At 63.2% G+C, this 21,711-nt stretch carries 26 protein-coding genes and 2 pseudogenes; 7 read left to right on the forward strand and 21 right to left on the reverse strand.

Annotation, left to right across the window (positions count from 1 at the left end; all coding sequences use genetic code 11):
* Positions 1–3 precede the first annotated feature (3 nt).
* The 20 genes and pseudogenes from D769_RS23965 to merR form a co-directional block, all read right to left on the reverse strand.
* Positions 4–870, reverse strand: a complete 867-nt coding sequence (locus D769_RS23965) for a hypothetical protein (RefSeq protein WP_008650364.1) — start codon at positions 868–870, stop codon at positions 4–6.
* Positions 870–3,623, reverse strand: coding sequence for a hypothetical protein (locus D769_RS23970; protein WP_008650365.1), 2,754 nt, complete (start codon positions 3,621–3,623; stop codon positions 870–872). Before D769_RS23970 ends, D769_RS23965 begins: the two co-directional genes overlap by 1 nt.
* On the reverse strand, positions 3,623–4,195 hold the full coding sequence (locus D769_RS23975) for a DUF4194 domain-containing protein (RefSeq protein ID WP_241227896.1): 573 nt from the start codon (positions 4,193–4,195) through the stop codon (positions 3,623–3,625). Before D769_RS23975 ends, D769_RS23970 begins: the two co-directional genes overlap by 1 nt.
* Before the next feature lie 35 nt (positions 4,196–4,230).
* A complete protein-coding gene (locus tag D769_RS23980; protein ID WP_241227897.1) occupies positions 4,231–5,403 on the reverse strand; it encodes a hypothetical protein in 1,173 nt (390 codons plus the stop codon).
* 576 nt (positions 5,404–5,979) lie between these two features.
* A complete protein-coding gene (locus D769_RS23985) occupies positions 5,980–6,600 on the reverse strand; it encodes a 5-methylcytosine-specific restriction enzyme subunit McrC (RefSeq protein WP_008650369.1) in 621 nt (206 codons plus the stop codon).
* 151 nt (positions 6,601–6,751) lie between these two features.
* Positions 6,752–9,211, reverse strand: a pseudogene (locus D769_RS23990) (Tn3-like element TnAs1 family transposase); the annotation flags it as partial.
* Positions 9,212–9,259: 48 nt separating this feature from the next.
* On the reverse strand, positions 9,260–9,760 hold the full coding sequence (locus D769_RS23995) for a hypothetical protein (protein WP_008650371.1): 501 nt from the start codon (positions 9,758–9,760) through the stop codon (positions 9,260–9,262).
* A gap of 5 nt (positions 9,761–9,765) precedes the next feature.
* Positions 9,766–11,409 carry an IS66 family transposase gene (locus D769_RS24000; protein ID WP_008650372.1) on the reverse strand — a complete coding sequence of 548 codons (1,644 nt, stop codon included), beginning with the start codon at positions 11,407–11,409 and terminating at the stop codon, positions 9,766–9,768.
* Positions 11,410–11,454: 45 nt separating this feature from the next.
* A complete protein-coding gene (gene tnpB / locus D769_RS24005) occupies positions 11,455–11,805 on the reverse strand; it encodes an IS66 family insertion sequence element accessory protein TnpB (protein WP_008650373.1) in 351 nt (116 codons plus the stop codon).
* Positions 11,802–12,206 (reverse strand): transposase, encoded by a 405-nt coding sequence (locus D769_RS30745; RefSeq protein WP_008650375.1) that lies wholly within the window; start codon positions 12,204–12,206, stop codon positions 11,802–11,804. Before D769_RS30745 ends, tnpB begins: the two co-directional genes overlap by 4 nt.
* Before the next feature lie 77 nt (positions 12,207–12,283).
* Positions 12,284–12,715, reverse strand: a pseudogene (locus tag D769_RS24015) (DUF4158 domain-containing protein); the annotation flags it as partial.
* 30 nt (positions 12,716–12,745) lie between these two features.
* A complete protein-coding gene (locus D769_RS24020; protein WP_003100847.1) occupies positions 12,746–13,303 on the reverse strand; it encodes a recombinase family protein in 558 nt (185 codons plus the stop codon).
* Positions 13,297–13,668 (reverse strand): hypothetical protein, encoded by a 372-nt coding sequence (locus tag D769_RS24025; RefSeq protein ID WP_003100853.1) that lies wholly within the window; start codon positions 13,666–13,668, stop codon positions 13,297–13,299. The genes D769_RS24020 and D769_RS24025 overlap by 7 nt, the downstream gene beginning before the upstream one ends.
* On the reverse strand, positions 13,665–14,165 hold the full coding sequence (locus tag D769_RS24030) for a hypothetical protein (protein WP_003100856.1): 501 nt from the start codon (positions 14,163–14,165) through the stop codon (positions 13,665–13,667). The genes D769_RS24025 and D769_RS24030 overlap by 4 nt, the downstream gene beginning before the upstream one ends.
* Positions 14,162–14,488 (reverse strand): hypothetical protein, encoded by a 327-nt coding sequence (locus D769_RS24035; RefSeq protein ID WP_003100858.1) that lies wholly within the window; start codon positions 14,486–14,488, stop codon positions 14,162–14,164. The genes D769_RS24030 and D769_RS24035 overlap by 4 nt, the downstream gene beginning before the upstream one ends.
* A gap of 254 nt (positions 14,489–14,742) precedes the next feature.
* On the reverse strand, positions 14,743–15,099 hold the full coding sequence (locus tag D769_RS31405; RefSeq protein ID WP_003465043.1) for a cupin domain-containing protein: 357 nt from the start codon (positions 15,097–15,099) through the stop codon (positions 14,743–14,745).
* Positions 15,100–15,146: 47 nt separating this feature from the next.
* Positions 15,147–15,320 (reverse strand): hypothetical protein, encoded by a 174-nt coding sequence (locus D769_RS32455; RefSeq protein ID WP_003154411.1) that lies wholly within the window; start codon positions 15,318–15,320, stop codon positions 15,147–15,149.
* A gap of 15 nt (positions 15,321–15,335) precedes the next feature.
* Positions 15,336–15,722, reverse strand: a complete 387-nt coding sequence (locus D769_RS24040) for a DUF86 domain-containing protein (RefSeq protein WP_003100872.1) — start codon at positions 15,720–15,722, stop codon at positions 15,336–15,338.
* The gene (locus tag D769_RS24045; protein WP_001247892.1) at positions 15,719–16,009 is read right to left on the reverse strand and encodes a nucleotidyltransferase; all 291 of its coding nucleotides are present in this window, start codon (positions 16,007–16,009) and stop codon (positions 15,719–15,721) included. Before D769_RS24045 ends, D769_RS24040 begins: the two co-directional genes overlap by 4 nt.
* A 255-nt stretch (positions 16,010–16,264) precedes the next feature.
* Positions 16,265–16,699 (reverse strand): Hg(II)-responsive transcriptional regulator, encoded by a 435-nt coding sequence (gene merR / locus D769_RS24050; RefSeq protein WP_000429838.1) that lies wholly within the window; start codon positions 16,697–16,699, stop codon positions 16,265–16,267.
* Positions 16,700–16,770: 71 nt separating this feature from the next.
* On the opposite strand from merR, the gene merT reads away from it, so the two are divergent.
* Genes merT through merE form a run of 7 tightly spaced genes read left to right on the forward strand, consistent with a single transcriptional unit; the run spans position 16,771 to position 20,974 of the window.
* The gene (gene merT / locus D769_RS24055; protein WP_001294667.1) at positions 16,771–17,121 is read left to right on the forward strand and encodes a mercuric ion transporter MerT; all 351 of its coding nucleotides are present in this window, start codon (positions 16,771–16,773) and stop codon (positions 17,119–17,121) included.
* A gap of 15 nt (positions 17,122–17,136) precedes the next feature.
* Positions 17,137–17,412, forward strand: coding sequence for a mercury resistance system periplasmic binding protein MerP (gene merP, locus D769_RS24060; protein ID WP_000735441.1), 276 nt, complete (start codon positions 17,137–17,139; stop codon positions 17,410–17,412).
* A 2-nt stretch (positions 17,413–17,414) separates the two neighbouring features.
* Positions 17,415–17,669, forward strand: coding sequence for a mercury resistance system transport protein MerF (merF, locus tag D769_RS24065; protein WP_008650409.1), 255 nt, complete (start codon positions 17,415–17,417; stop codon positions 17,667–17,669).
* A gap of 31 nt (positions 17,670–17,700) precedes the next feature.
* A complete protein-coding gene (locus tag D769_RS24070; protein WP_008650410.1) occupies positions 17,701–18,657 on the forward strand; it encodes an IS1595 family transposase in 957 nt (318 codons plus the stop codon).
* 55 nt (positions 18,658–18,712) lie between these two features.
* Positions 18,713–20,359: a mercury(II) reductase gene (gene merA, locus D769_RS24075; RefSeq protein WP_000136268.1), complete on the forward strand. Its 1,647-nt coding sequence runs from the start codon at positions 18,713–18,715 to the stop codon at positions 20,357–20,359.
* Between the two features lie 16 nt (positions 20,360–20,375).
* Positions 20,376–20,741, forward strand: coding sequence for a mercury resistance co-regulator MerD (gene merD, locus D769_RS24080; protein ID WP_003465059.1), 366 nt, complete (start codon positions 20,376–20,378; stop codon positions 20,739–20,741).
* A complete protein-coding gene (gene merE, locus D769_RS24085; RefSeq protein ID WP_001087809.1) occupies positions 20,738–20,974 on the forward strand; it encodes a broad-spectrum mercury transporter MerE in 237 nt (78 codons plus the stop codon). Before merD ends, merE begins: the two co-directional genes overlap by 4 nt.
* Positions 20,975–21,026: 52 nt before the next feature.
* On the opposite strand, the gene D769_RS24090 is transcribed toward merE, so the two are convergent.
* Positions 21,027–21,641, reverse strand: a complete 615-nt coding sequence (locus tag D769_RS24090; RefSeq protein WP_000904941.1) for a recombinase family protein — start codon at positions 21,639–21,641, stop codon at positions 21,027–21,029.
* Positions 21,642–21,711: the final 70 nt, after the last annotated feature.

Here is a 21,711-nt window from a genome sequence, read left to right on the forward strand (position 1 = left end):
CGACTAGGACGCGGGCAGCCAGACCGCTTCCTGCTCCAGTGCCATTCCCAGGTGCTGCATCTGCTCGGTCAGCTCGCGCACGGACGGCGGTAGTTGCGCTACGGCGGTGGTGAAGTGGCGCAAGGTGTCCCGCCATATCTGGACGCTGCCATAGCGCGCCAGCTTGCTTTCCCACTGCGGCATCAGCCAGAAATCGCAAGCATCGCCCAGCGCTTCACGAAGTCGCGCGAAGTTGCTCAGGCCCACGCCGTCATAGTCGGCAAAGAGGATCACCTGGCTGGCACGGGGGCGATGACCCAGCCATGACAGTAGCCTGCCGTCGAGCTGCCCGCCGTAGTACAGCAGCGTGGCCTGCGTGCCTTCGGGCAGCCAGTCCGTGCGATCAAACAAGGCTTGGTTCTCGACGAGCCAGAGCGCTTGCTCTGAGTGCCAGGCGTCATCTGACTGAATGGAAAGTGAGGCCGCACCGAAGTCGCGTGTGGCAGCACTCAGTGGCAACTCCGCGCCCCTTTTGACCTCACGCCAGCTGACTGTGTCGCCGACCGCCTTGAGCAGCGGGTAATGGCTGCCGTGTTGATGGCGCCGGGCCTTGCTGTCGCGGGCATGGGCCACGTGCTGTGCGCGCAGAGGGAGCTGTTCGGCGATTGACGGCTCCACCTGAGGGGAGAGCTGCGACACGTGAGCGTCGAACACCGCCTGATCGCAAACGCTGTACACGTCTCCTCGGCCTTGGCGCAGACAGTTCACGGCACCTGTTTGCCGGGCAAATTGATCCAGGGCCATGCGCTGTGCAGAGGTGAACTGGCTGGCGGGTAAGGGGCTCTTGCCTTGCAGCTTGAGCAACGCCGCGCGCAGGGCTTGCTCGGTCATCAGGCCTCCACGGGTTCGATGATCTGCCAACTGAAGCGGCTGATCTGGTTGCTGCCCTGCCGATGATGAATGGGCACACAGTAGCGCACGGTGGTCAGTGGCGCTGGGGAGGCGAAGATCAGCGAGAAGCCGAACTCGGCAGCGGTCTCGATCAGGCTGCGCTGGTTGCGCGCATCCAGCGCCAGGGCTTCGTCCAGATAGCAAATGCCTTGGATCGGGCGCCGCTGATCCTGCATCAGGTGCAGCATGGCCAGGCCCGTCACCAGCTTGGCCATCAGCACCGTGCCGTTCGAGGCGGCGCTGTCGAGGTCATCGAAGGCTTCCGGCTCGCGACCCGCCTTGCCCACCCAGAAACGCAGGCGGAACAGGTCGGCCACGCGCAAACCATGGCGGGCGTTGCCTTCCTCGATGAGCAGCGTCTTCGCACGGTTGAGCTGGTCATCATCCAGCACGCTCTGCTGGTTGAAGAGTTCGAAGGTCTCGCCATTGCCAACCGTGGCAGCCGTGCTGATGAGCAGCTCAATGGCCTCGACGAGTGCGGTTTCGTCTTCGGGTTCGATCTTGAAGACCGCCAAATCGGAGAGCTGGCGTCCGCTGATCTTGCGGTTGAACTCGCGCATCCGGCGCTTGAACGCGGCCAAGCCATCGCGCAGTTCGCGCAGGCAAGCCGCGACGTTCACCACCGCCGACCGCACCTTCTTTTCCAGGGCCTCGGCTTCCTGCGGCAGGTGATGGGCGAACTCCACCAGGCGCGCGATTTCTGCCTCGGGCTCACCGACGAACTGGTACTTGGTGAGCCCGCCCGTGTGGATTTCGCCCAGCAGTCGGCGGATCTGGTCGTCCAGTTCCAGCAATTGGCGGCAGTCCGCCTGATAGGTCTGCAGGCGTTCGGCCAGCTGGTCCAGCGAGAACTCCGGCTGTGCCAACCAGGGGTGGTGGGGTGAGTCGGACAACCAGGTGAACGGGCCTTCCTGATCGATGCGTTGGTTGCGGCGTTGCTCGATCTGCCGGTGCTGTTGCCCGATTGACTCCAGATCCCTCTGCCTCTGTTGACGCTGCTGATCCAGCGCCCGGTGCCGGGCAGCCGATTGCGCCAAACTGGTGGCCAGCTCGGCGAGCTTCTGGTCGAGTGTCACAAGCCGTGCTTGCCGCTCAGCGTCGCTGTCTTGCAGGGCCTGCATCTGGCTGTAGTCCCGCAATTCGGCGTCCAGCTGCACCAGCTGCTTTTCCAAGGCATCACGTTCGCGTTGGACGAGTTCCAGCGCTTGTGCCGTCGCCAGCTGCTCCTTCAGCTGCACCTGCTGTTGCTGCAAATCCCGCAGCAGCTCGCCCAGTTCGGCCAGGCCGCGCTGTTGGTGCTGCTCAGGCAGGGCGGCGACGCGCAGCTGCAGACCCGGGATGCCGGCATGCTCACCATTGGCATCTCCCAAAGCCTTGGAGAGCGCCTGGCCATCGAGCTGGAAGTCTTCGGCGCCCAAGGTCAGCACGGGTCTAGCCAGCACCTTGTTCAGCGCCGCCAATTGATCGGGCGGCAACGCGCCTGCCAGCTGCTGGTAGAGGTTGTGGCCTTGGGTGCGCATCTCCTGAGTCAGCTGGGCCAGCTCTCTGTCCACGCGGGCGAGTTCGCGTTCGATGGATGCCAGAGGCCGGCTCTGCGCCTGGCCCAAGCGGACCACCAGAGCATCTCGTTGGGCCTGCACGTCGCGGCGGCAAGTCTCTAGAACCGCCCGGCTTTCCACCAGAGCGAATCGCTGTTGCAATGCCTGCAGCTGTTGGCGCTCCTGGCGCAGTTGCTTCTGCTCCAGCTCCCACTGGCTCTGCTCCCGCAAGGCCTGGCGATCCTGCTCTCGCAAGCGGTCCAGCTCGCCATCGCACTGCTGTAGCTCGTGCTGAAGGGCTTGCTGTCGTGATTCGAAGTGCTGCTGCCAGTGGCCCAGGGCTTCGTCGATCATGGGCCGCCAGCACAGCAGCTTGCCGCGCAGGGTCAGTCGAGTATCTTGCTTGCGCTCAAGTTCAGCGAGGCTGCCTTTCAGGCGTTCGGCGGCCAGGTACTGACTGCGCTCGGCGTTGAGGTCGGCGAAGGCCTTGTCCCACTCTGCCTTGAAGTCGATGCTGGCGTCGGGCAGGTCGCGCCGGAAGATTTGCAGCAGGTAGTCCTTCACCTCGCTGGAGCGCAGCTTGTCCAAACGCAGTGTTCGGGTGAGCACGCGCTGAAAGATGCTGGCATCGCTGGCGTGCTCCAGGCGGAACACGCAGAAGTCTTGTGAGCCGCTCAGCTTGCGGTTTCGGCCGCCGTACACCATGTCGGCGAACTCGCTGCCGCTGTAGCTGAACACGCGGCGCCCATGGGTGGCCAGATGGCTGGCCAGCTTGGGCTGTGCCACGAGCGAGCCATCGGGCAGGCAGAACTCTTCCACCTTGAGCGGGCCGGCGTAGGCAAAGTACTCGTACTCGAAGCTCACGCCCTTGCCGACGCACCCGAGCACCACGGTGCCGGATTCCGGCAGCGACACCTCCAGCAGCACATAGGCGCTGTTGTTGGGGAAGTAAAACCGCCTGCTCTTCTCCACGTCGTGCGCGCCAAAGTCCATGCGGCGCCTGTCAATGATCAGCAGGAACTGCAGGGCATTGATCAGGCTTGTCTTGCCCGTGTTGTTGGGCGCCACCAGGGAGACTGCGCCATCCAGCGGCAGCTCGGCGCGGGAGTAGCCCGCGCTGCCAAGCAAAACCAGGCGTTGAAAGCCGTGCTGCATCAGTCGATCTCCTCATCGTTCAGCACGTCGTCGCTGCTTTCCTCAGGGGCAGCATCCGCCTCGTTGTCGTCATCTCGGAATGCTGCGGCCAGCCCCTCAAAGTGGTCCAGGTAGCGGCAGACGGCGGGCAACAGTCGCCAGCCTGCCGGCTCCGCCACTGCAAATCCCAGCGTGCAGGCGCGGCCCAGCAAATCGATCAGCCCATCGGGAGACAGCCCTTCGGCGTCCAGTAGGTCTTTCTGCTGTTCGTGCACCTCGGCCAGCCATTCCCGATCAATGAGCCAGTCGGTGAAGCGTTGCAGCGCTTTGCCGGCATTGGCTTGGGCGTCGAAGATGACCATGAACAGCAGTGCCAGTTGACGGCTGACCTTGCCGATGTTGCTGCTGGCGTCGGTGCTGTGGAACCAAGCAAAGCCTCGCGCATCCACGCGCAGCTCAAAGCCCAGCGCTGCGAAAAGACCTGCGTAGGCCGGTTCGTGCTGCTCAAGCTCGGCCCAAAGTGCAGGCTCGGCCATGCGGTTCAGGTGCTTGCCGGACAGGAACAAGCGGAAGAGCTCGGCCAGTGCTGGCATCTGCGCCAGTTGCGGCGTCAGTGGATGAGGCGTCGTCATTCCGGAATGCTCACTCGGTGAGGATGGTGCAGCACGCGGATGGCCTGCAAAGTGGTGGTCTCAGGATGCTCGCTGGCTTCGATCTGCCAACTGCTCTCGTGCTGCAGTTCATGGAACAGCCGCAGCAGCGTCCCATCCTGCAGATGACTGTGATGGGTATGCAGCCAGTCCAGCAGGCTGTCCACCGGTAGGCTGCTTCTCAGCTGCTGCCGGATGGCTGCCTCGTCCACGTGCTCCAGTAGCGGCGGGGCGTTGCCAGGGTCATCTTGCGGGAAGGCCACCGACTGCGGTTGGTACTGCTGCGCTGCGGCCATCACGGCGCGGACTTCATCGCCCAGTTGCAGGCGGAAGCCGCGTTCGTTGCGCCAGACGGGCAGTGTTGTGCCTGCGTCATGCCGCGACAAGGCTCGGCGCAGACCCCGCTTGCGCACCTGGCCCAGCAGTAGGCTGACCGCACTGGTGAGGGCATTGTGTTGCCGCATTTCCTCGCGCAGTGGGAGCACCGTGTCGGCGCATTGTTGGGCGATCAGGCGGCCGAATCGCCGCAGCTCCTTGGCCTGGTGCGCCACCTGCCTGAGCTGCAGGCGATGCGAGTACAGCCCGCCTTGAACCGTCAGCTGTTCAAAGGCCAGGTCCAGTGAGCGCTCAGCGTCTTCCAGGTAACGGTAAAACGTGCCTTGTGGGCCGGTGTCCATCATCTGGTTCATCGGCTCGACGTACTGGTCGTAAGCCTCCAGCACACGCCGGTAGCGCTGGGCGATGGGCATGCTGGCGTCGGCGCTCTTGGCGTCTTCGGCAAGTTCCAGCAGTGCGTGGCGGTCTTGATCCAGTTGCAGGCTGATCTGGCGGAAGAGTTCAGCGAGCTTGTTGGCTGCCCCCCGCACCCGATCCATGTCGGCACCTTGCATGCCCTCGTTGAGAGCCTCTGTGGCCTCGCGGATGGCGGTAACACGTGCTTGAAGCACGGCAGCCAGACCGAGCTCGTGTTCGCGAGTCAGCCCGCGCACGAAGTCCAGCACGTAGGCATTGAGCTGCAGGTCGCTGCTGCGGGCGCAGGATTGGAGGATGTCTGCATTCACCATGGCGCGCAGGGCTGCACCCTGGGCTTCGGCATCCAGCTGCGGTGCCACCTTCGTGATGCAGCCCAGCACTTGTTCGGTGGTGAGCACCGCAAACTCGCGAGACAGCCTCACCAAGACTTCGACGGTGTCCCAGTGTGTGTACAGCGCGTAGACCAGCGAACGCGGGTTGGCCATGTCAGCTCAACCTCCCACCATGGCGAGCATCGTGCTCGGTGCGCGATTCCAGACCATTTGGTATCGCCCACAGCCGCGCATGGCGGCACACCGGCCCATGGCCGCAGCAAGGATTCAACCTGATGCCTGATCTGGACGCAGCCTTCTTCTGCAGTGTCCCCAGTTGCCGCTGCCCACCAAACCTGTCGGCTTGGCGCCCAGCGGCCACATTCTTTGAGCTCGAAGAAGCGAACTCAAAGAATGTGTCGAATGCGGTGGGGACAGCCTGCTTGCGAACGTGCGTCCAGCATGAATGTGCGACAGACGGTGCCAACCCTTGCGCGAAGACCGGCGCCTGCTTTGTGCGAAACAGGTGGGGACCGTGTGTGAACTCAGTGTTAAGAGGTCTCCGCCCAATGTGGCAGCAGTGTGCTGACACCCCGCCGCACAGTGTGGCGTCATGTCGCCCAACAGTGTGGCGACTCAAGGAAGGGAGCGGCCAGGAGCGCGTCAGCATGACACCTCGAAGCACCGCAGCAACTGCGCACGAATATCTGCAGGCTTCGCTGCCAAGTCCACGGTCGCAAAGCGGAGCGGATGACCCTGGATGACGACCGTTTCATCGATCATCGTTCCAACGGATGGGTGCACCATCAAGCCGCTTGCCGAGTCTGCCAACGGATCGCCACAGCCAACCTGTGACCGCAGATAGGCGTACATCTGGTAGATGTAGCCGCTGCGCAGGCTTTGCTCTCGATACCACCCTGCCGTGACGATGGAGGTGAACTTGGTGTCGATGACGATACGTCGCCCCGAGCCACCATGGTCGAGCACCACGTCGGTCCGCATGGCAGGCAAGATGTCATCAATACCTTCCGTCTTGGACGAGATTTGCCACTGCAGCGTGGCGCCGCAACGAACATGCCACCCGAGTGGACTGAGCACCACGGCATACAAGCCGCCAACGGCGCGCTCAAACAGACGACGGACCCAAGCCTCTTCCCGGCCAGGCATCGCCAGCACGTTGCCGCCTGCGGATTCCGTGGGTAGCGCCAGGTCATAGGCAAGCTTGGCTGCTGCCACCATGAACTGGTCGTCCGCATCATGGCGGCCGAATCGATCAGCGCTCATCTGGGCGCGGGTCGGCGGCTGGCCTGCGACGCCTCGGGACCACATCGCAGCAGCAAGAGATCGGCACCGATGGGCGACAACTGGCTTCATGACCAGGCGGGCGACGGACTCCAATGCAGGGGAGCCCGCAGAATTCGGAAAAAATCGTACGCTAAGGTTTTCCGGGCATCCGTAGGGGCCGAAACTTCCCGTCTTCCAGTCTGCGGCTCTGCCGCCAGACGTAATCGCCGGTTAGGTTGATGTGCTCCCAGCCCAGCGGCGACAGGAATTGCAGCAGCTCGCCGTCCACCGGCTTGCCGGCCTCGACCAACCCCTGGGTGGCGCGCTCCAGGTACACCGTGTTCCACAGCACGATAGCCGCCGTCACCAGGTTGAGGCCGCTGGCCCGGTAGCGCTGCTGCTCGAAGCTCCGATCCCTGATTTCCCCAAGGCGGTTGAAGAACACCGCCCTGGCCAGCGAGTTGCGCGCCTCACCTTTGTTCAGGCCGGCATGCACGCGGCGGCGCAGTTCAACACTTTGCAGCCAGTCCAGGATGAACAGCGTGCGTTCGATCCGGCCCAGTTCGCGCAGGGCGACAGCCAGGCCGTTCTGACGCGGATAGCTGCCGAGCTTGCGCAGCATCAGCGAGGCGGTAACGGTGCCCTGCTTGATCGAGCTGGCCAGGCGCAGGATGTCGTCCCAATGAGCGCGCACGTGCTTGATGTTCAGGGTGCCACCGATCAGCGGGCGCAGCGTCGGGTAGGCCTGCACGCCCTGCGGCACGTACAGTTTGGTTTCGCCGAGGTCGCGGATGCGTGGCGCGAAGCGGAAGCCCAGCAGGTGCATCAGGGCGAAGACGTGATCGGTGAAACCGGCCGTGTCGGTGTAGTGCTCCTCGATCCGCAGGTCGGACTCGTGATACAGCAGGCCGTCGAGCACATAGGTGGAATCTCGGACGCCGACATTCACCACGCGTGTGCTGAACGGCGCGTATTGGTCGGAGATGTGGGTGTAGAACAGCCGTCCTGGCTCGCTGCCGTACTTCGGGTTGACGTGCCCGGTGCTCTCACCCCGGCCGCCAGCGCGGAAGCGCTGGCCATCGGAGGATGAGGTGGTGCCGTCGCCCCAATGGGCAGCGAAGGCATGGCGGTACTGGTGATTGACCAGCTCGGCCAAGGCCGCCGAATAGGTTTCATCGCGGATGTGCCAGGCTTGCAGCCAGGACAGCTTGGCGTAGGTCAGGCCGGGGCTCGACTCGGCCATCTTGGTCAGCCCGAGGTTGATCGCATCGCCCAGGATCGCTGACAGCAGCAATGTCCGGTCTTTGGCCTCGGCACCGTCCTTCAGGTGGGTGAAGTGGCGGCTGAAGCCCGTCCAGTCGTCCACGTCCATCAGCAGTTCGGTGATCTTGATGCGCGGCAGCAACTGGCTGGTCTGGTCGATCAGCGCCTGCGCGGTATTGGGCACCGCGGAATCCAGTGGGGTGATCTTCAGCCCTGACTCGGTGAGGATGGCATCGGGCAGCTCGTTGTCCTTGGCCAGGCGGGTGACGGTGGCCAGCTGCTCGTCCAGCAGCTGCAAGCGCTCTTCCAGGTACTGGTTGCTGTTCGGGTTGATCGCCAGGGGCAGAGCCTGCGCATGCTTGAGCGCGGCGAACCTCTCTGCCGGCAGCAGGTAGTCGTCGAAGTCGCGGAACTGCCGCGAGCCCTTGACCCAGATGTCGCCGGAGCGCAGCGCGTTCTTCAGCTCTGACAGGGCGCAGATTTCGTAGAAGCGCCGGTCGAGGCCTTCCGGGGTTATCACTAGCGGCCTCCAGCGCGGCTTGATGAAGGCGGTGGGCGCATCGGCCGGCACCTTGCGCAGGTTGTCGGCGTTCATCTCGCGCAGGGTCTGCACGGCCGCCAGCACGCCTTGCGCAGCCGGGGCGGCGCGCAGTTCCAGCACCTCCAACAAGGCCGGCGTATAGCGGCGCAGGGTGGCGAAGTTCTCGCCAACCAGGTGCAGATGGTCGAAGCCCTCCGGCCGGGCCAGCAGCTCGGCCTCGCTGACGCTCTCGGTGAACTCGTCCCAGGGAATCACCGCCTCGATGGCGGCGTAGGGATCGCTGCCGCTTTCCTTGGCCTCCAGCAGGGCCTGGCCGATCTTGGAGTACAGGCGCACCTTGTCGTTGATCGCCTTGCCTTGCTTCTGGAACTGCTGCTGATGCTTGTGCTTCGCGCCGCTGAACAGCTTGACCAGGATGCGGTCGTGCAGATCGACCAGCTCATCAATCACGGTCGCCGTACTCTCCAGCACCACGGCGGCCAGGGTCGCGTAGCGCCGCTGCGGCTCGAACTTACCGAGGTCTTTGGGCGTCATCTGCCCACCCTCGCGGGCCAGCTTGAGCAGGCGGTTCTGGTGGATGTGCCGGCCCAGAGCTTCGGGCAAATCCACCAGCTGAAATGTCTTCAGCCGCTCGATGTGTTCGAGCATGTGCCGGGAGTTCGGTTTTAGTGGGGCCTGCCGCAACCAGGTCAACCAGGTGATGCTGCTGCCGGCCTTGAGCTTCAACAGCTCGTCCAGCTTGGCCCGATGCGAGTCCGTGAGTGGTTCGACCAGGGCGCGGTAGACCCGGCGATTGGCCCGCGCAATGTGAGCGTCCAGCCATCCCACCTTGACCCGAGCGCGAACCCGTGATCGTCACGACGAAGTCGTTGCCCCCACGTCGGCAAGGCACTCCACGAGGTTGAGGGAGGCCAGCATCAGGTACTTTTCGGCATCGGTACGCACCTGCATGAGATCGTGCTCGCCGAGGTATCCATAGACGAACGCGAGCAGGTAGCGCTCGCGATGCTCGTCGCAGAACTGCTGGACCATCTGGTCGGCCAGATGCTCCGGCAATCCTTCGTTGAAGCGCATGCGGGCCGTCAAGCGCTGCATGCACCTGTCCTGCACGTCCTCCGTGATGAGCGGCCATGCATGGCCGCTGAGCTTCATCGCCTGGAACGCCACCAACAGGATGTGCAGCGGCACCTCCAGCGTCAGCATGTCTACGCCCATGTTGGGCAGCACCAGGATGGAGGCCAGCAAGTTGGGCTGCTGCGCGAAGATTTCGTCGGCCAAGTTGACCTTCTGTTCTGGGCCCATGCCTCTGACGGCGATGTCGGCCTGAACCATCACAGCCTGCGTGAGCACGCCCATTTTCTTCACTCCGGCCGCCAGCGATGCGGCAACAGTTCATCGAGCCGGTGGCTGGGGTGCGAGTGGATGCGTGCCAGCACGTCGCGCAGGTAGGCCCACGGATCCAGGCCATTGAGCTTGGCCGACTGCACCAGGCTCATGACCACCGCCGCGCGCTGGCCAGCCAACTCGCTGCCCACGAACAGCCAGTTCTTGGCACCCAGCTTCCACGGCTTGATCTGCCGCTCGATGAGGTTGTTGTCGATGGCCACGGCGCCGTCATCCAGGTGCAGCGTCAGCGCCTTCCAGGCATTGAGGCTGTAGTCGATCGCCTGGGCGATCTTGCTGCCATCGGGCACCTGCGTGCGCTGCAGCCTCAGCCACACCTCGAACTCGTTCCACAGCGGCTTGCTCAACTGCTGCCTGGCCCGTCGGCGATCATCGGGGTCCATCCCGGCCAAGGCGCCTTCAGCATGGTAGATCCGCGCCCAGCGATGCATCGCCTCGATGGCGACTGCGCTGGCACTGCAGCCCCCGCGGCTGAGCTCTTCGAAGTAGCGCCGGGCATGCGCAGCGCACAGCGCCGAGCGGCGCTGCGGGTAGACCTTGGCATCCAGCACCGCGTTGTAGCCGGCGTACTGGTCTGTGATCAAAGTGCCGCGCCACGCCGGCTCGGCGTATGGCGGCCCCTTGCCGCCCAGGAAGCCCAGCGGGTACTGTGAGCCTCGGCCCAGGCAGAACTCGTAGACCACGCCCGGATGCGGATCGTGAAGGCTGCGTGCCCATGCCCAGACATAGGCCTTCCTGGTCTTGCCCGCACCCGGCTCCAGCAGCGGCACGGGCGTCTCATCGGCATGCAGCACCGCGCAGCTCAGGATGAAGCGGCGTTGCGCCTCGAACAATGGCTCAAGCTTGGCACCACCGGCGCCACTCCAGGTAGCCAGCGTCGAGCGCGGCGTGTGCACGCCCGAGCGTGCGTTGATCGGCGTTTGCCTGTAATAAGGGATGTGGTCCACGAAGCGGCTGATCATCGTGTGCGCCACCAGCCCGCTGGCCGGGATGCCGCCATCGATCACGTCTGGTTCGGCCGGCTCCTGGCGGATCTGCTGGCAGCACCTGCAGACCCACTTGCCGTAGATGTGCCGGTGCACGAAGAACTTGGCCGGGATGATGTCCAGCTTCTCGCTGACGTCCTCGCCGATGCGCTGCATGGGCCGGCCGCATTCTGCGTTTGGGCAACTGGTGTCCTCGGGCTCGTGGCGGTGCTCGACGCGTTCCAGGTGCTCGGGCAGCTTCTGGCGGCGTGGCTTGCGCGGCGGCGCCTTGGGCGCCTTGGGCGGCTCTGGCAGGTCGGCTTGCAGAGCGGCCAAGCGCGCGCGCAGGTCGGCCTCGTCTTCCGCCATCGTGTCTTGGAACAATGCGCGTTGCTGGGCCGTCATGGCCTCGGTCTTGGCGCCGAACTTCCAGCGCTTGAGGCGCGCCAGTTCGAAGTTGACCTTCTCCAGCTTGGCATCGCGCCAGGCAATCTCGCGAGCCTGAGCCTGGACCTGCTGCTGCAGACGTGCGATCAGTGCAGCCGCCTGGGGTGGCAACTGCGTCATGTCGATGTGGGGGGCAGCAACGTCGCCGAGCATGATCGGCATATTGCACCAGCGCGCACGCGTTGACATCGGCAGATGCGATGTCAACCAACGGCCATGGCGGCCGCAGGCACCTCAGCAGCGGCTGATGACGCTGAGTTCGCCCAAGCGCTGCCAGGGTAGACCCAGCACCAGGGCGTCGAACTGCTGCGCGGTCAGTTGCAGCGCTGGTGCAGCAGACCCGACAGCCGAGTCACGTTCAACCCAGACGAAGCGCCCGGCGTGCAGCCGGCGCGTGGCGCACCACACACCGAAGCCGTCGTGCACGAGCAGCTTGATGCGCGTGGCCCGCGCATTGGCAAAGAGGTAGCCGTGGTGGGCCTTGGCTTGGCCGACAGTGTTGACAACGACGTTGAGCAAACGGTCGGCGCCAGCGCGCATGTCCTGCGGCTGGGTGCACAGCCACAGTGAGTCGATGCGGATCATGGGGCAGCCACCGTGTCAGCCAGCGCACGCAGCAGGGCTGCGTGCGCTGGCCCATCAGCGGCGGCACACCGCAACTTCAGCTGCAAACCGCTGCGTTGCAACTCGATGCGGATGTCGGGCTGCGAGGCGGGCGGGTTGGCGCGATGGTGTTCGGGCTTGGCCAACTCGACCGCGACGAACTGCAGCGGCGGCACGCTCGGTGCAGCCCCAGGCCTCGCCGCGTCCATGCGTTTGAGGTTCTGCCCGGCGAGCCACTTGCGCACGACGTTGGGGTTCAGACCGTGCGCGACGGCGATGGCCGCCACCGATGCTCCTGGATGTTGGCACTCGCCAAGGACCTGGGCCTTGAACTCGGGACTGTGATTGCGTCGATTGGAGCGATGAGAGCGATTGGGATTCATGGTGTCCACCAAAATTAGGTGGACACCATGGTCAGAAGGTCATCATCAGCGTGCAAGATGGGACGGCCAGACGCTCACCGCGCAATGGCTTCCGAGCAGGCCCGGTCAATCACGCTCAGCGCCGGCAGGATGCGCCGCTTCTGCCGCAGACTCTCCAGCGCCTGGCCGGCCAGCAGCAACCCCTTGTCGGTCTGCTGGGCCAACTCGGTCAGCTCGCGCACCAGGGCGCGGAAGTCGGACAGGCCGAACGGGGCCAGTTGTAGGTAGGTGCGCAGTTCCTGGGCGTGCTCGCGGCGAGTCACGTCGCGTTCGCCGTATTTCGCCCAACTCGTTGGGTCGACCTGAACTTGCTTGGCCACCCACTGGATGACCGGCTCGGGCAACTCGCTGTCGCTGCCCAGCGCATAGCCTGGATATCGCAGCAGGCTGAGCTGCACCGCGAAGCCCAGGCGGTTGGCGTCGCCGCGCCGCTGGCGGATCAGCGACAGGTCGGAGTCGTTGAAGGTGTAGTCGTCTCAGAAAACGGAAAATAAAGCACGCTAAGCGTGCGTGGAGGCTGGCACCCAGCGGTACAGCGTCGGAATGGACACGCCGAGGTTCTTGGCCACGTCCTTGGGCGGCACCCCGCTGGCCAGCAGCTTCTTGGCCGACTCGATCTTGCTGTCGGTCATCTTCGGCTTGCGGCCGCCTTTGCGGCCGAGCTGCTTGGCGACTTCCAGCCCGGCGCGGGTGCGCTCGACGGTCAGCTCGCGCTCCATTTCGGCAAGGCTCGCCATGACGTGGAAGAAGAACCGCCCGGATGGTGTGCCGGTGTCGATGGAGTCGGTGAGGCTCCTGAACTGGACACCGTGCTTGTGCAGATCGCCGACCAGATCGACCAGTTGCTTGACCGACCGGCCCAGCCGGTCGAGCTTCCAGACGACCAAAGTATCGCCTTCGCGCAGCATTTCGAGCGTCTTGGCCAAGCCAGGCCGGTCTGCCCGCGTGCCACTCACCTTGTCCTCGAAGACCTTTTTACATCCGGCCTTGCTCAAGGCTTCGCGTTGCAGCTCCAGGTTCTGATCCTGCGTCGAGACGCGCGCATAGCCAATCAACATGGCTTGTCTCGCGCCCGGTCGATGCGTTCCTGCATCGCCTGCATCACTTCTTCGTGGGTGTACGATCTGGCGTTGGCGTCGGTGGCTTGCCGCAGGGCTTCCTCAACCTCGCGCGTCATCCGCTCGTAATCCTCCGGCCACAGCGCTTGCTCCATGCGCAGCGACGCCTGACCCAGCAGGTGCAGCAGGCTGAACAGCCGCATGTCGTTGGTGGCGACGATGCGCTCCCGAATCTGCTCCTGAATAGCTTCGCTAGCCCGATGCGCTTGTGGTGTGGCAGTCCCCTCGTAGTCAGCGGGGAATTCCGCTTCCTCGGCAATCCTTGCCCAGGCGCTGGCCAGCGCCTCGATGGTTGACGTGCTCATTTCCGCCGCTCCTGTGCTCTTTGGCGAATCAACCGGCCAAGGGGCCTCGACGCGAAAACCAGCAGCATCACGCCTATCGGATACCAGGTCGAGAAGACCACCAAGGCATCGAAGGCTGGCCGTCCGGTGTTGGTAGGCAGTACGGCGGTCACAGCCATCAACCCGCCGACCGTCCAGATGATGCGCCACACGTAGGGCATCACGCGGGGCACGTAGCCGTCATCGAAAGCGGTCTGGTAGTAGCGGCGCAGGCCGCGCTCGGCAAGCGCCTGGCGCTGCCGCTCCGACAGCGCATCCGTCCGGCCATACCAGCGCCGGAATGGTGGACAGCGCAGCAGCAAAGGGGTGAAGAGGATCATCACCGCCACGATCGCGACACCCCACGCCATGACGGCGCCGGCATCGGGCCGCTTGGCGTTCTCGATCACGGGCGCGAAGACGCCCGGAGCACCGATCATCCAGAACAGCGCAATGTGCTGATGGAAGGAGAGCTTCATTTGCTCATCCACTTGCGCAGCAGGCGCTTTTTCAGGGAGGCGCGTTCTTGCGGGTTGCGTCCCTTGTGATTGGCGATGCGATCCGCCGTGGCGGCCTGGCGCTTGACGGGCCAGTAGGAGCGGCCATCCTTGCCCATCGACCAGACGCTGCTGGCCTGGTTTTCCAGCAGGGGCAGATGGGCGCTCAGGGCTTCGGGCGACGCGCTGGTCAGCGCCGTGCGCTCACGGGTGCGCCAGCGCTGATGCCAGAGCTTCTTGTCCTCGCGCTCGCTGCCGCAGGTCGTGTGCCCGACGATGGGTGTTTTGCGGCGGCTGCGGCTCATAACGTAGTGGTCTCCAAGAACATTCAGGACTGATCCCAGGCGTCGATGGTCAAGACCTGATCGGCAGGACAGGCGGCTACGCGGTCGGGAACTGGATGGTGTTCAGTCTCATGCCGACCCCATTCGATTGATCGCGTCGCTTGCGGCACGCTGCGACGCAAGGAGGTTTGCGACCTGGTTTAGCAGCCGTGTCCGCTGCATGTCTGTTACCTATCTCCCCGACCGCTCATTGGACCAACTCCAGAGATTGGGCTCTATCGCTCAGCCAATACGAAACCGGCATTGGCTGATGCCACAACCGAGACGAACACAAATGGCTCGGTACCTGTATTTCGCGCCCCGTGCACTTGGCCCGGTCTTGCCACGGCTATCTCACCTTCCCTGAGGGCACGAACAATCCCATTGCCCTGAAAGTAATCAGCCATTCCCGACAAAACAGTCCACGTGTCTTGGCCGTGAGGATGAATGTGAGCCGCAATTTCCTGCCCGGGATGGACATGCCAAACCACGATAATTGAGTCTCGGGTTTCAAGCACAACGGAACGAATAGGCTCGCCTTCGGACGGCTGAACATACTCGGCTACAGAAAATATTCTCGATTCAACAGTCATCGGAGATCCCTCTTTCACAGTGCCCCCAGACAGGCTGGATATGAGTTCTAACTCGAATTTGAACGGGAGGCTGGTCGTGCGGTCGTGCAGTTGCCGATGAGCGTGTCGGCTGCTGCCTCCTTGCCCACCAGCGAACTCACGTCCGTTGCGGCCATCCAGAAGGTCTTGCCCGAGCGCGGCTCATAGGTCGCGGGATCGAACACGCCAGAGGGGCCGAACATCGGCGGCTTGATTGGTCATGGCTCCATGCCTTTGTCGTTACGGTCTTCATCGTCGGCATCCTGACGCACGGCGGGCAATTGCTGGAGCAACGCCGGCAGCCATTCCTGTACCGTCTCCCACACCACATCGAGGTTGATGTCGAAATAGCCGTGAGCCATGCGATTACGCATATTGCGCATGCTGCGCCACGGCACGTCGGCATGCGCCTGGGTGAACTCGACGTAGCCATCCATCACCTTTGTGGCCGCCTCGCCGATGACGATCAGGCTCATGATGACGGCCTGCTGGGTGCGCTTGTCGGCCAAGAAGTCGTCCTTGGCCATCCCTTCCACGAAGCTGCGCGCATCGGTTGCGGCCTGCTGAATGTGGTCGAGGTAATCGGGCAGGCGGTTCTCGCTCATATCGGTTGCGCCTCCGCGAGCACCTTGGCCCGGAACTTCGGCGGCAGGTCGCCGGGAGTCAGCAGATCGACGTCAACGCCGAGCAGCGATTTCAGTTCTTCTTCCAAATCGCCCAAGTCCAACAACGTGGCACCGGGCAGCGCATCGACCAACAGGTCGAGGTCGCTGCCATCCCGGTCGGTGCCATGCAGCACCGAGCCGAAGACGCGCGGGTTCGCGGCGCGAAAGCGGCCTACCGCTTCACGCACTGCGCTTCGCTTCATGTCAAGCACAACAGACGGTCGCATGCGCATCCTTTCTTATCGAAACTCGTTGAGATGATATGCAATCAAGAATAGAATTTCAAGAACTATTTTCGAGAATCGCAATGCCTTGATTCCCGTGCCGCGCCGGTTGCCTTGGCGGGCTTGTCACAAACCTACGTTGTCACTTTCAGAAGGCGACAGCACGAAATATCAAAAGTCGACCGCACGGTCTTTTCTGACGTTGGAGTCGCCTCAGAAAACGGAAAATAAAGCACGCTAAGGCGTAGTTCCCTCGGGCTACACCGCGTCCGCACTGCGCGGTTCTTTCTTCCCTTGCAGTGACGCAATCAGCGGGCAGGAAACGTTCCCCTTCCGCGCATGGCAGGCGCACACCAAATCAGACAGCACGGCCTCCATGCGCGCCAGGTCAGCCATCCTCTCGCGCACGTCCTTGAGCTTGTGCTCGGCCAGGCTGCTGGCTTCCTCGCAATGGGTGCCATCCTCCAGCCGCAGCAGCTCGGCGATCTCATCCAGGCTGAAGCCCAACCGCTGGGCTGATTTCACGAAGCGCACCCGCGTTACATCCGTCTCGCCATAGCGGCGAATGCTGCCGTAAGGCTTGTCCGGTTCCGGGAGCAAGCCCTTGCGCTGATAGAACCGGATGGTCTCCACATTGACCCCGGCCGTCCTGGCGAAAACGCCAATGGTCAGGTTCTCCAAATTGTTTTCCATATCGCTTGACTCCGTACATAACTACGGAAGTAAGCTTAAGCTATCCAATTCAGATTCGAAAGGACAAACGTATGTCTGAACCTCAAAACGGGCGCGGCGCGCTCTTCACTGGCGGGCTGGCCGCCATCCTCGCCTCGGCTTGCTGCCTCGGGCCGCTGGTTCTGATCGCCTTGGGGTTCAGCGGCGCTTGGATCGGCAACTTGACGGTGTTGGAACCCTATCGCCCCATCTTTATCGGCGTGGCGCTGGTGGCGTTGTTCTTCGCCTGGCGGCGCATCTACCGGCCGTCAGCCGCCTGCAAACCGGGTGAGGTTTGCGCGATTCCCCAAGTGCGAGCTACTTACAAGCTCATTTTCTGGGGCGTGGCCGTGCTGGTTTTGGTCGCGCTCGGATTTCCCTACGTCGTGCCATTTTTCTATTGATCACAGGAGTTCACCATGAAAAAGCTGCTTTCCGCCCTTGCCCTCGCTGCCGTTGTTGCCCCCGTGTGGGCCGCCACCCAGACCGTTACGCTGTCCGTACCGGGCATGACCTGCTCGGCCTGTCCGATCACTGTCAAGAAGGCGATTTCCAAGGTCGATGGCGTCAGTAAAGTTGACGTGACCTTCGAGACGCGCGAAGCGGTGGTCACCTTCGATGATGCCAAGACCAGCGTGCAGAAACTGACCAAGGCTACCGAGGATGCGGGCTACCCATCATCAGTCAAGAACTGATCATGAAAGACCCGAAGACACTGCTGCGGGTCAGCATCATTGGCACAACCCTCGTGGCGCTGTGTTGCTTCACCCCTGTTCTGGTCATTTTGCTCGGTGTGGTCGGCTTGTCCGCGCTGACCGGCTATCTGGACTATGTGCTGCTGCCTGCGCTGGCGATTTTCATCGGCTTGACCATCTACGCCATCCAACGAAAACGCCACCTGATTAGAAACCTGCCTCAGCGAGGCTCACCCCATGAGTTTGTGACTCACTAATCTGGAGTCTTCTTACAGTGGGGTGAGCACCATGGCCTTCAACCAGATTCAGTTCCAGCACGGCATGTCGATTCCGGAATTCCTTCGTAGCTTTGGCACCGAGGCACAGTGCGCCGAAGCGATCAAGGCCGCGCGCTGGCCTGAGGGATTTCGCTGTCCGCGCTGCTCCAGCAGTGATCACTATGTGGTCGGCCACGGTGCCCGTAAGCTCTTCCAGTGCAATGGCTGTCGGCATCAGACCTCCCTGACCGCAGGCAGTCTCATGGCACACACCAAACTGCCCCTGACGACCTGGTTCTTGGCCATCTACCTCATCAGTCAGGCCAAAACCGGCCTGTCTGCCCTGGCGCTCAAGCGTCAGCTTGGCGTGAGCTACCCCACTGCCTGGCTGTTGCATCAGAAGATCAACCGGGCCATGGCCTCGCAAGACGCCACCCACCAACTCAGCGGCACGGTGCAACTCGATGACGCTTACCTCGGAGGCGAGCGCACAGGCGGCAAAGTCGGTCGGGGCTCCGAGAACAAGGTCCCCTTTGTCGCGGCTGTCTCGGTCAATGATCACGGGCATCCGATGTTCATCAAGCTCAATGTGGTCAGAGGGTTCACCTCTGAAGCGATCAGCAAGTGGGCCAAGTCCAATCTGGCACCGGGCACCAGCGTGCACAGCGATGGTTTGGCCTGCTTCAGTGCGGTGGCCGATGCCGGTTGCCTTCACCTCCCGATGGTGGTCGGCTCCCTCAAGCCGCGCGACCTGCCCAGCTTCAAGTGGGTCAACACCGTGCTGGGCAATCTCAAGACCACGTTGGCCGGAGCCTTCCATGCCCTGAACTACCGCAAGTACGCCGAGCACTACCTTGCTGGCTTCGCCTACAGGTTCAACCGCCGCTTCGATCTGCGGGGTCTGGTCGCAAGTCTCATCGTCGACGTCGTGAGAGCAAAGCCCATCAAGGAAAAGACGGTCAGGTCGCATGCTGAGGCACGTTTCTAATCAGGAAACGCCAAGCCGATGCCTGCTGCACCCCGAAATTCAATGGAGTAAAAAAATGACCGAAATCACCGTGAATGGCATGACCTGCACATCCTGCGCCACCCATGTCAAAGATGCTTTGGAAAAGATTCCCGGCGTGAATGCCGCTGTGGTGTCCTATCCAGAAAGCCGCGCGCAAGTCATGGCAGACACCGCCGTGAGCCACAACCAACTGCTGGCCGCCATCGCCGCATTGGGTTATCAAGGCTCGATCCGGGTTGGTGATTTCAAAGATGAACCAAAAATCCGTGATGCACTTGAGGGCGCCGGTTTGCATATCGCCATCATTGGCAGCGGCGGGGCCGCGATGGCGGCGGCGCTGAAGGCCGTCGAGCAAGGCGCGACGGTCACGCTGATCGAACGCGGCACCATCGGCGGCACCTGCGTCAATATCGGCTGTGTGCCGTCCAAGATCATGATCCGCGCTGCCCATATTGCCCATCTGCGCCGGGAAAGTCCGTTCGACGGCGGTATTGCGGCAACTGTGCCTGCGATTGACCGCAGCAAACTGCTGGCCCAGCAGCAGGCCCGTGTCGATGAACTGCGGCACGCCAAATACGAAGGCATCCTGGACGGCAATCCAGCCATCACCGTTTTGCACGGTGAAGCGCGTTTCAAGGACGACCAGAGCCTGGTCGTCCGTTTGAACGAGGGTGGCGAGCGCGAGGTAACGTTCGACCGCTGCCTGGTCGCCACCGGTGCCAGTCCGGCCGTGCCGCCGATTCCGGGCCTGAAAGAGTCACCCTACTGGACTTCCACCGAAGCGCTTGTCAGCGACACCATTCCCGCACGCCTGGCCGTGATCGGTTCGTCGGTGGTGGCGTTGGAACTGGCGCAAGCCTTTGCCCGGCTCGGCAGCCAGGTCACGATCCTGGCACGCAGCACCTTGTTCTTCCGGGAAGACCCGGCCATCGGCGAGGCCGTGACAGCCGCTTTCCGCGCCGAGGGCATCGAGGTGCTGGAGCACACGCAAGCCAGCCAGGTCGCCCATGTGAACGGCGAATTCGTGCTGACCACCGGACACGGTGAATTGCGCGCTGACAAGTTGCTGGTTGCCACCGGTCGGGCACCGAATACGCGCAGCCTCGCGCTGGACGCGGCGGGGGTCACTGTCAATGCGCAAGGGGCCATCGTTATCGACCAAGGCATGCGCACGAGCAACCCGAACATCTACGCGGCCGGCGACTGCACCGACCAGCCGCAGTTCGTCTACGTGGCAGCGGCCGCCGGCACCCGTGCCGCGATCAACATGACCGGCGGCGACGCAGCCCTCAATCTGACCGCGATGCCGGCAGTGGTGTTCACCGACCCGCAAGTCGCCACCGTGGGCTACAGCGAGGCGGAAGCGCACCACGATGGCATCGAGACCGACAGTCGCACGCTGACACTCGACAACGTTCCGCGAGCGCTTGCCAACTTCGACACACGCGGCTTCATCAAGCTGGTCATCGAGGAAGGTAGCGGACGGCTCATCGGCGTGCAGGCGGTGGCCCCGGAAGCGGGCGAACTGATCCAGACGGCGGTGCTCGCCATCCGCAACCGCATGACGGTGCAGGAACTGGCCGACCAGTTGTTCCCCTACCTGACAATGGTCGAGGGGTTGAAGCTTGCGGCGCAGACCTTCAACAAGGACGTGAAGCAGCTTTCCTGCTGCGCTGGATAAAAAAAGGAGGTTTTCAATGAGCGCCTACACCGTGTCCCGGCTGGCCCTTGATGCCGGGGTGAGCGTGCATATCGTGCGCGACTACCTGCTGCGCGGATTGCTGCGTCCGGTGGCGTGCACCCCGGGCGGCTATGGCCTGTTCGATGATGCCGCCTTGCAACGGCTGTGCTTCGTGCGGGCGGCCTTCGAGGCGGGCATCGGCCTGGACGCGCTGGCGCGGCTGTGCCGGGCGCTGGATGCTGCGGACGGCGATGAAGCGGCCGCGCAGCTTGCCGTTCTGCGCCAGTTCGTCGAGCGTCGGCGCGAAGCGTTGGCCGATCTGGAGGTGCAGTTGGCCACCATGCCGACCGAGCCGGCACAGCACGCGGAGAGTCTGCCATGAACAGCCCCGAGCGCTTGCCGTCCGAGACGCACAAACCGATCACCGGCTACCTGTGGGGCGCGCTGGCCGTGCTCACCTGTCCCTGCCATTTGCCGATTCTCGCCATTGTGCTGGCCGGCACGACGGCCGGCGCGTTCATCGGAGAGTACTGGGGTATCGCAGCCCTCACGCTGACCGGTTTGTTCGTCCTGTCTGTGACACGACTGCTGCGGGCCTTCAAAGATCGATCATGAGCGCTTCCCATTGAGACAAACCACGCTGTCGCTACGTTGCCTCATGCCGGCATCAAATTCGGCTGAGTAGCTTCTCGCCATCTGGACGTAGCTCACCCTTGGGTGAAACATGCCGATACAGGGTCTGCCGCGTGACGCCAAGTTCCTGGCACAGGTCGCCGACCTTGGTCTCTGGCTGACCCATTGCCGCCATCGCCAGCCGCAGCTTGGCGGCGGTCATCTTGAACGGCCGGCCGCCTTTCCGCCCGCGCGCGCGGGCCGAGGCTAGGCCGGCAATCGTGCGCTCCGCGATCAACTCGCGCTCGAACTCGGCCAGGGCGGCGAAGATGCCAAAGACCAGCTTGCCGGCGGCGGTCGTGGTGTCGATGGCCGCGCCGTGCCCGGTTAATACCTTCAAGCCGATGCCGCGCCCAGTCAGGTCGTGCACGGTGTTGATGAGATGTCGCAGGTCGCGTCCGAGCCGATCCAGTTTCCACACGACCAGTGTGTCGCCAGTTCGCAACGCCTTCAGGCAGCTCGTCAAGCCGGGCCGATCCTCGCGCATGCCGGATGCCTGGTCCTCGTAAAGATGTACTGGATCGACCCCGGCGGCAATCAGCGCGTCGCGCTGCAAATCGGTAGCCTGGGAGCCGTCCGCCTTCGATACCCGCATGTAGCCTATCAGCATGTCGTACCTGTCACATATACGTTCGATTATGTGACAGTGTGAGCCGGGGTCTCCTCGTTTTCAGTGCAAT

It is taken from the genome of Cupriavidus sp. HMR-1 (assembly GCF_000319775.1).
In the GTDB taxonomy this organism is placed as follows: domain Bacteria; phylum Pseudomonadota; class Gammaproteobacteria; order Burkholderiales; family Burkholderiaceae; genus Cupriavidus; species Cupriavidus metallidurans.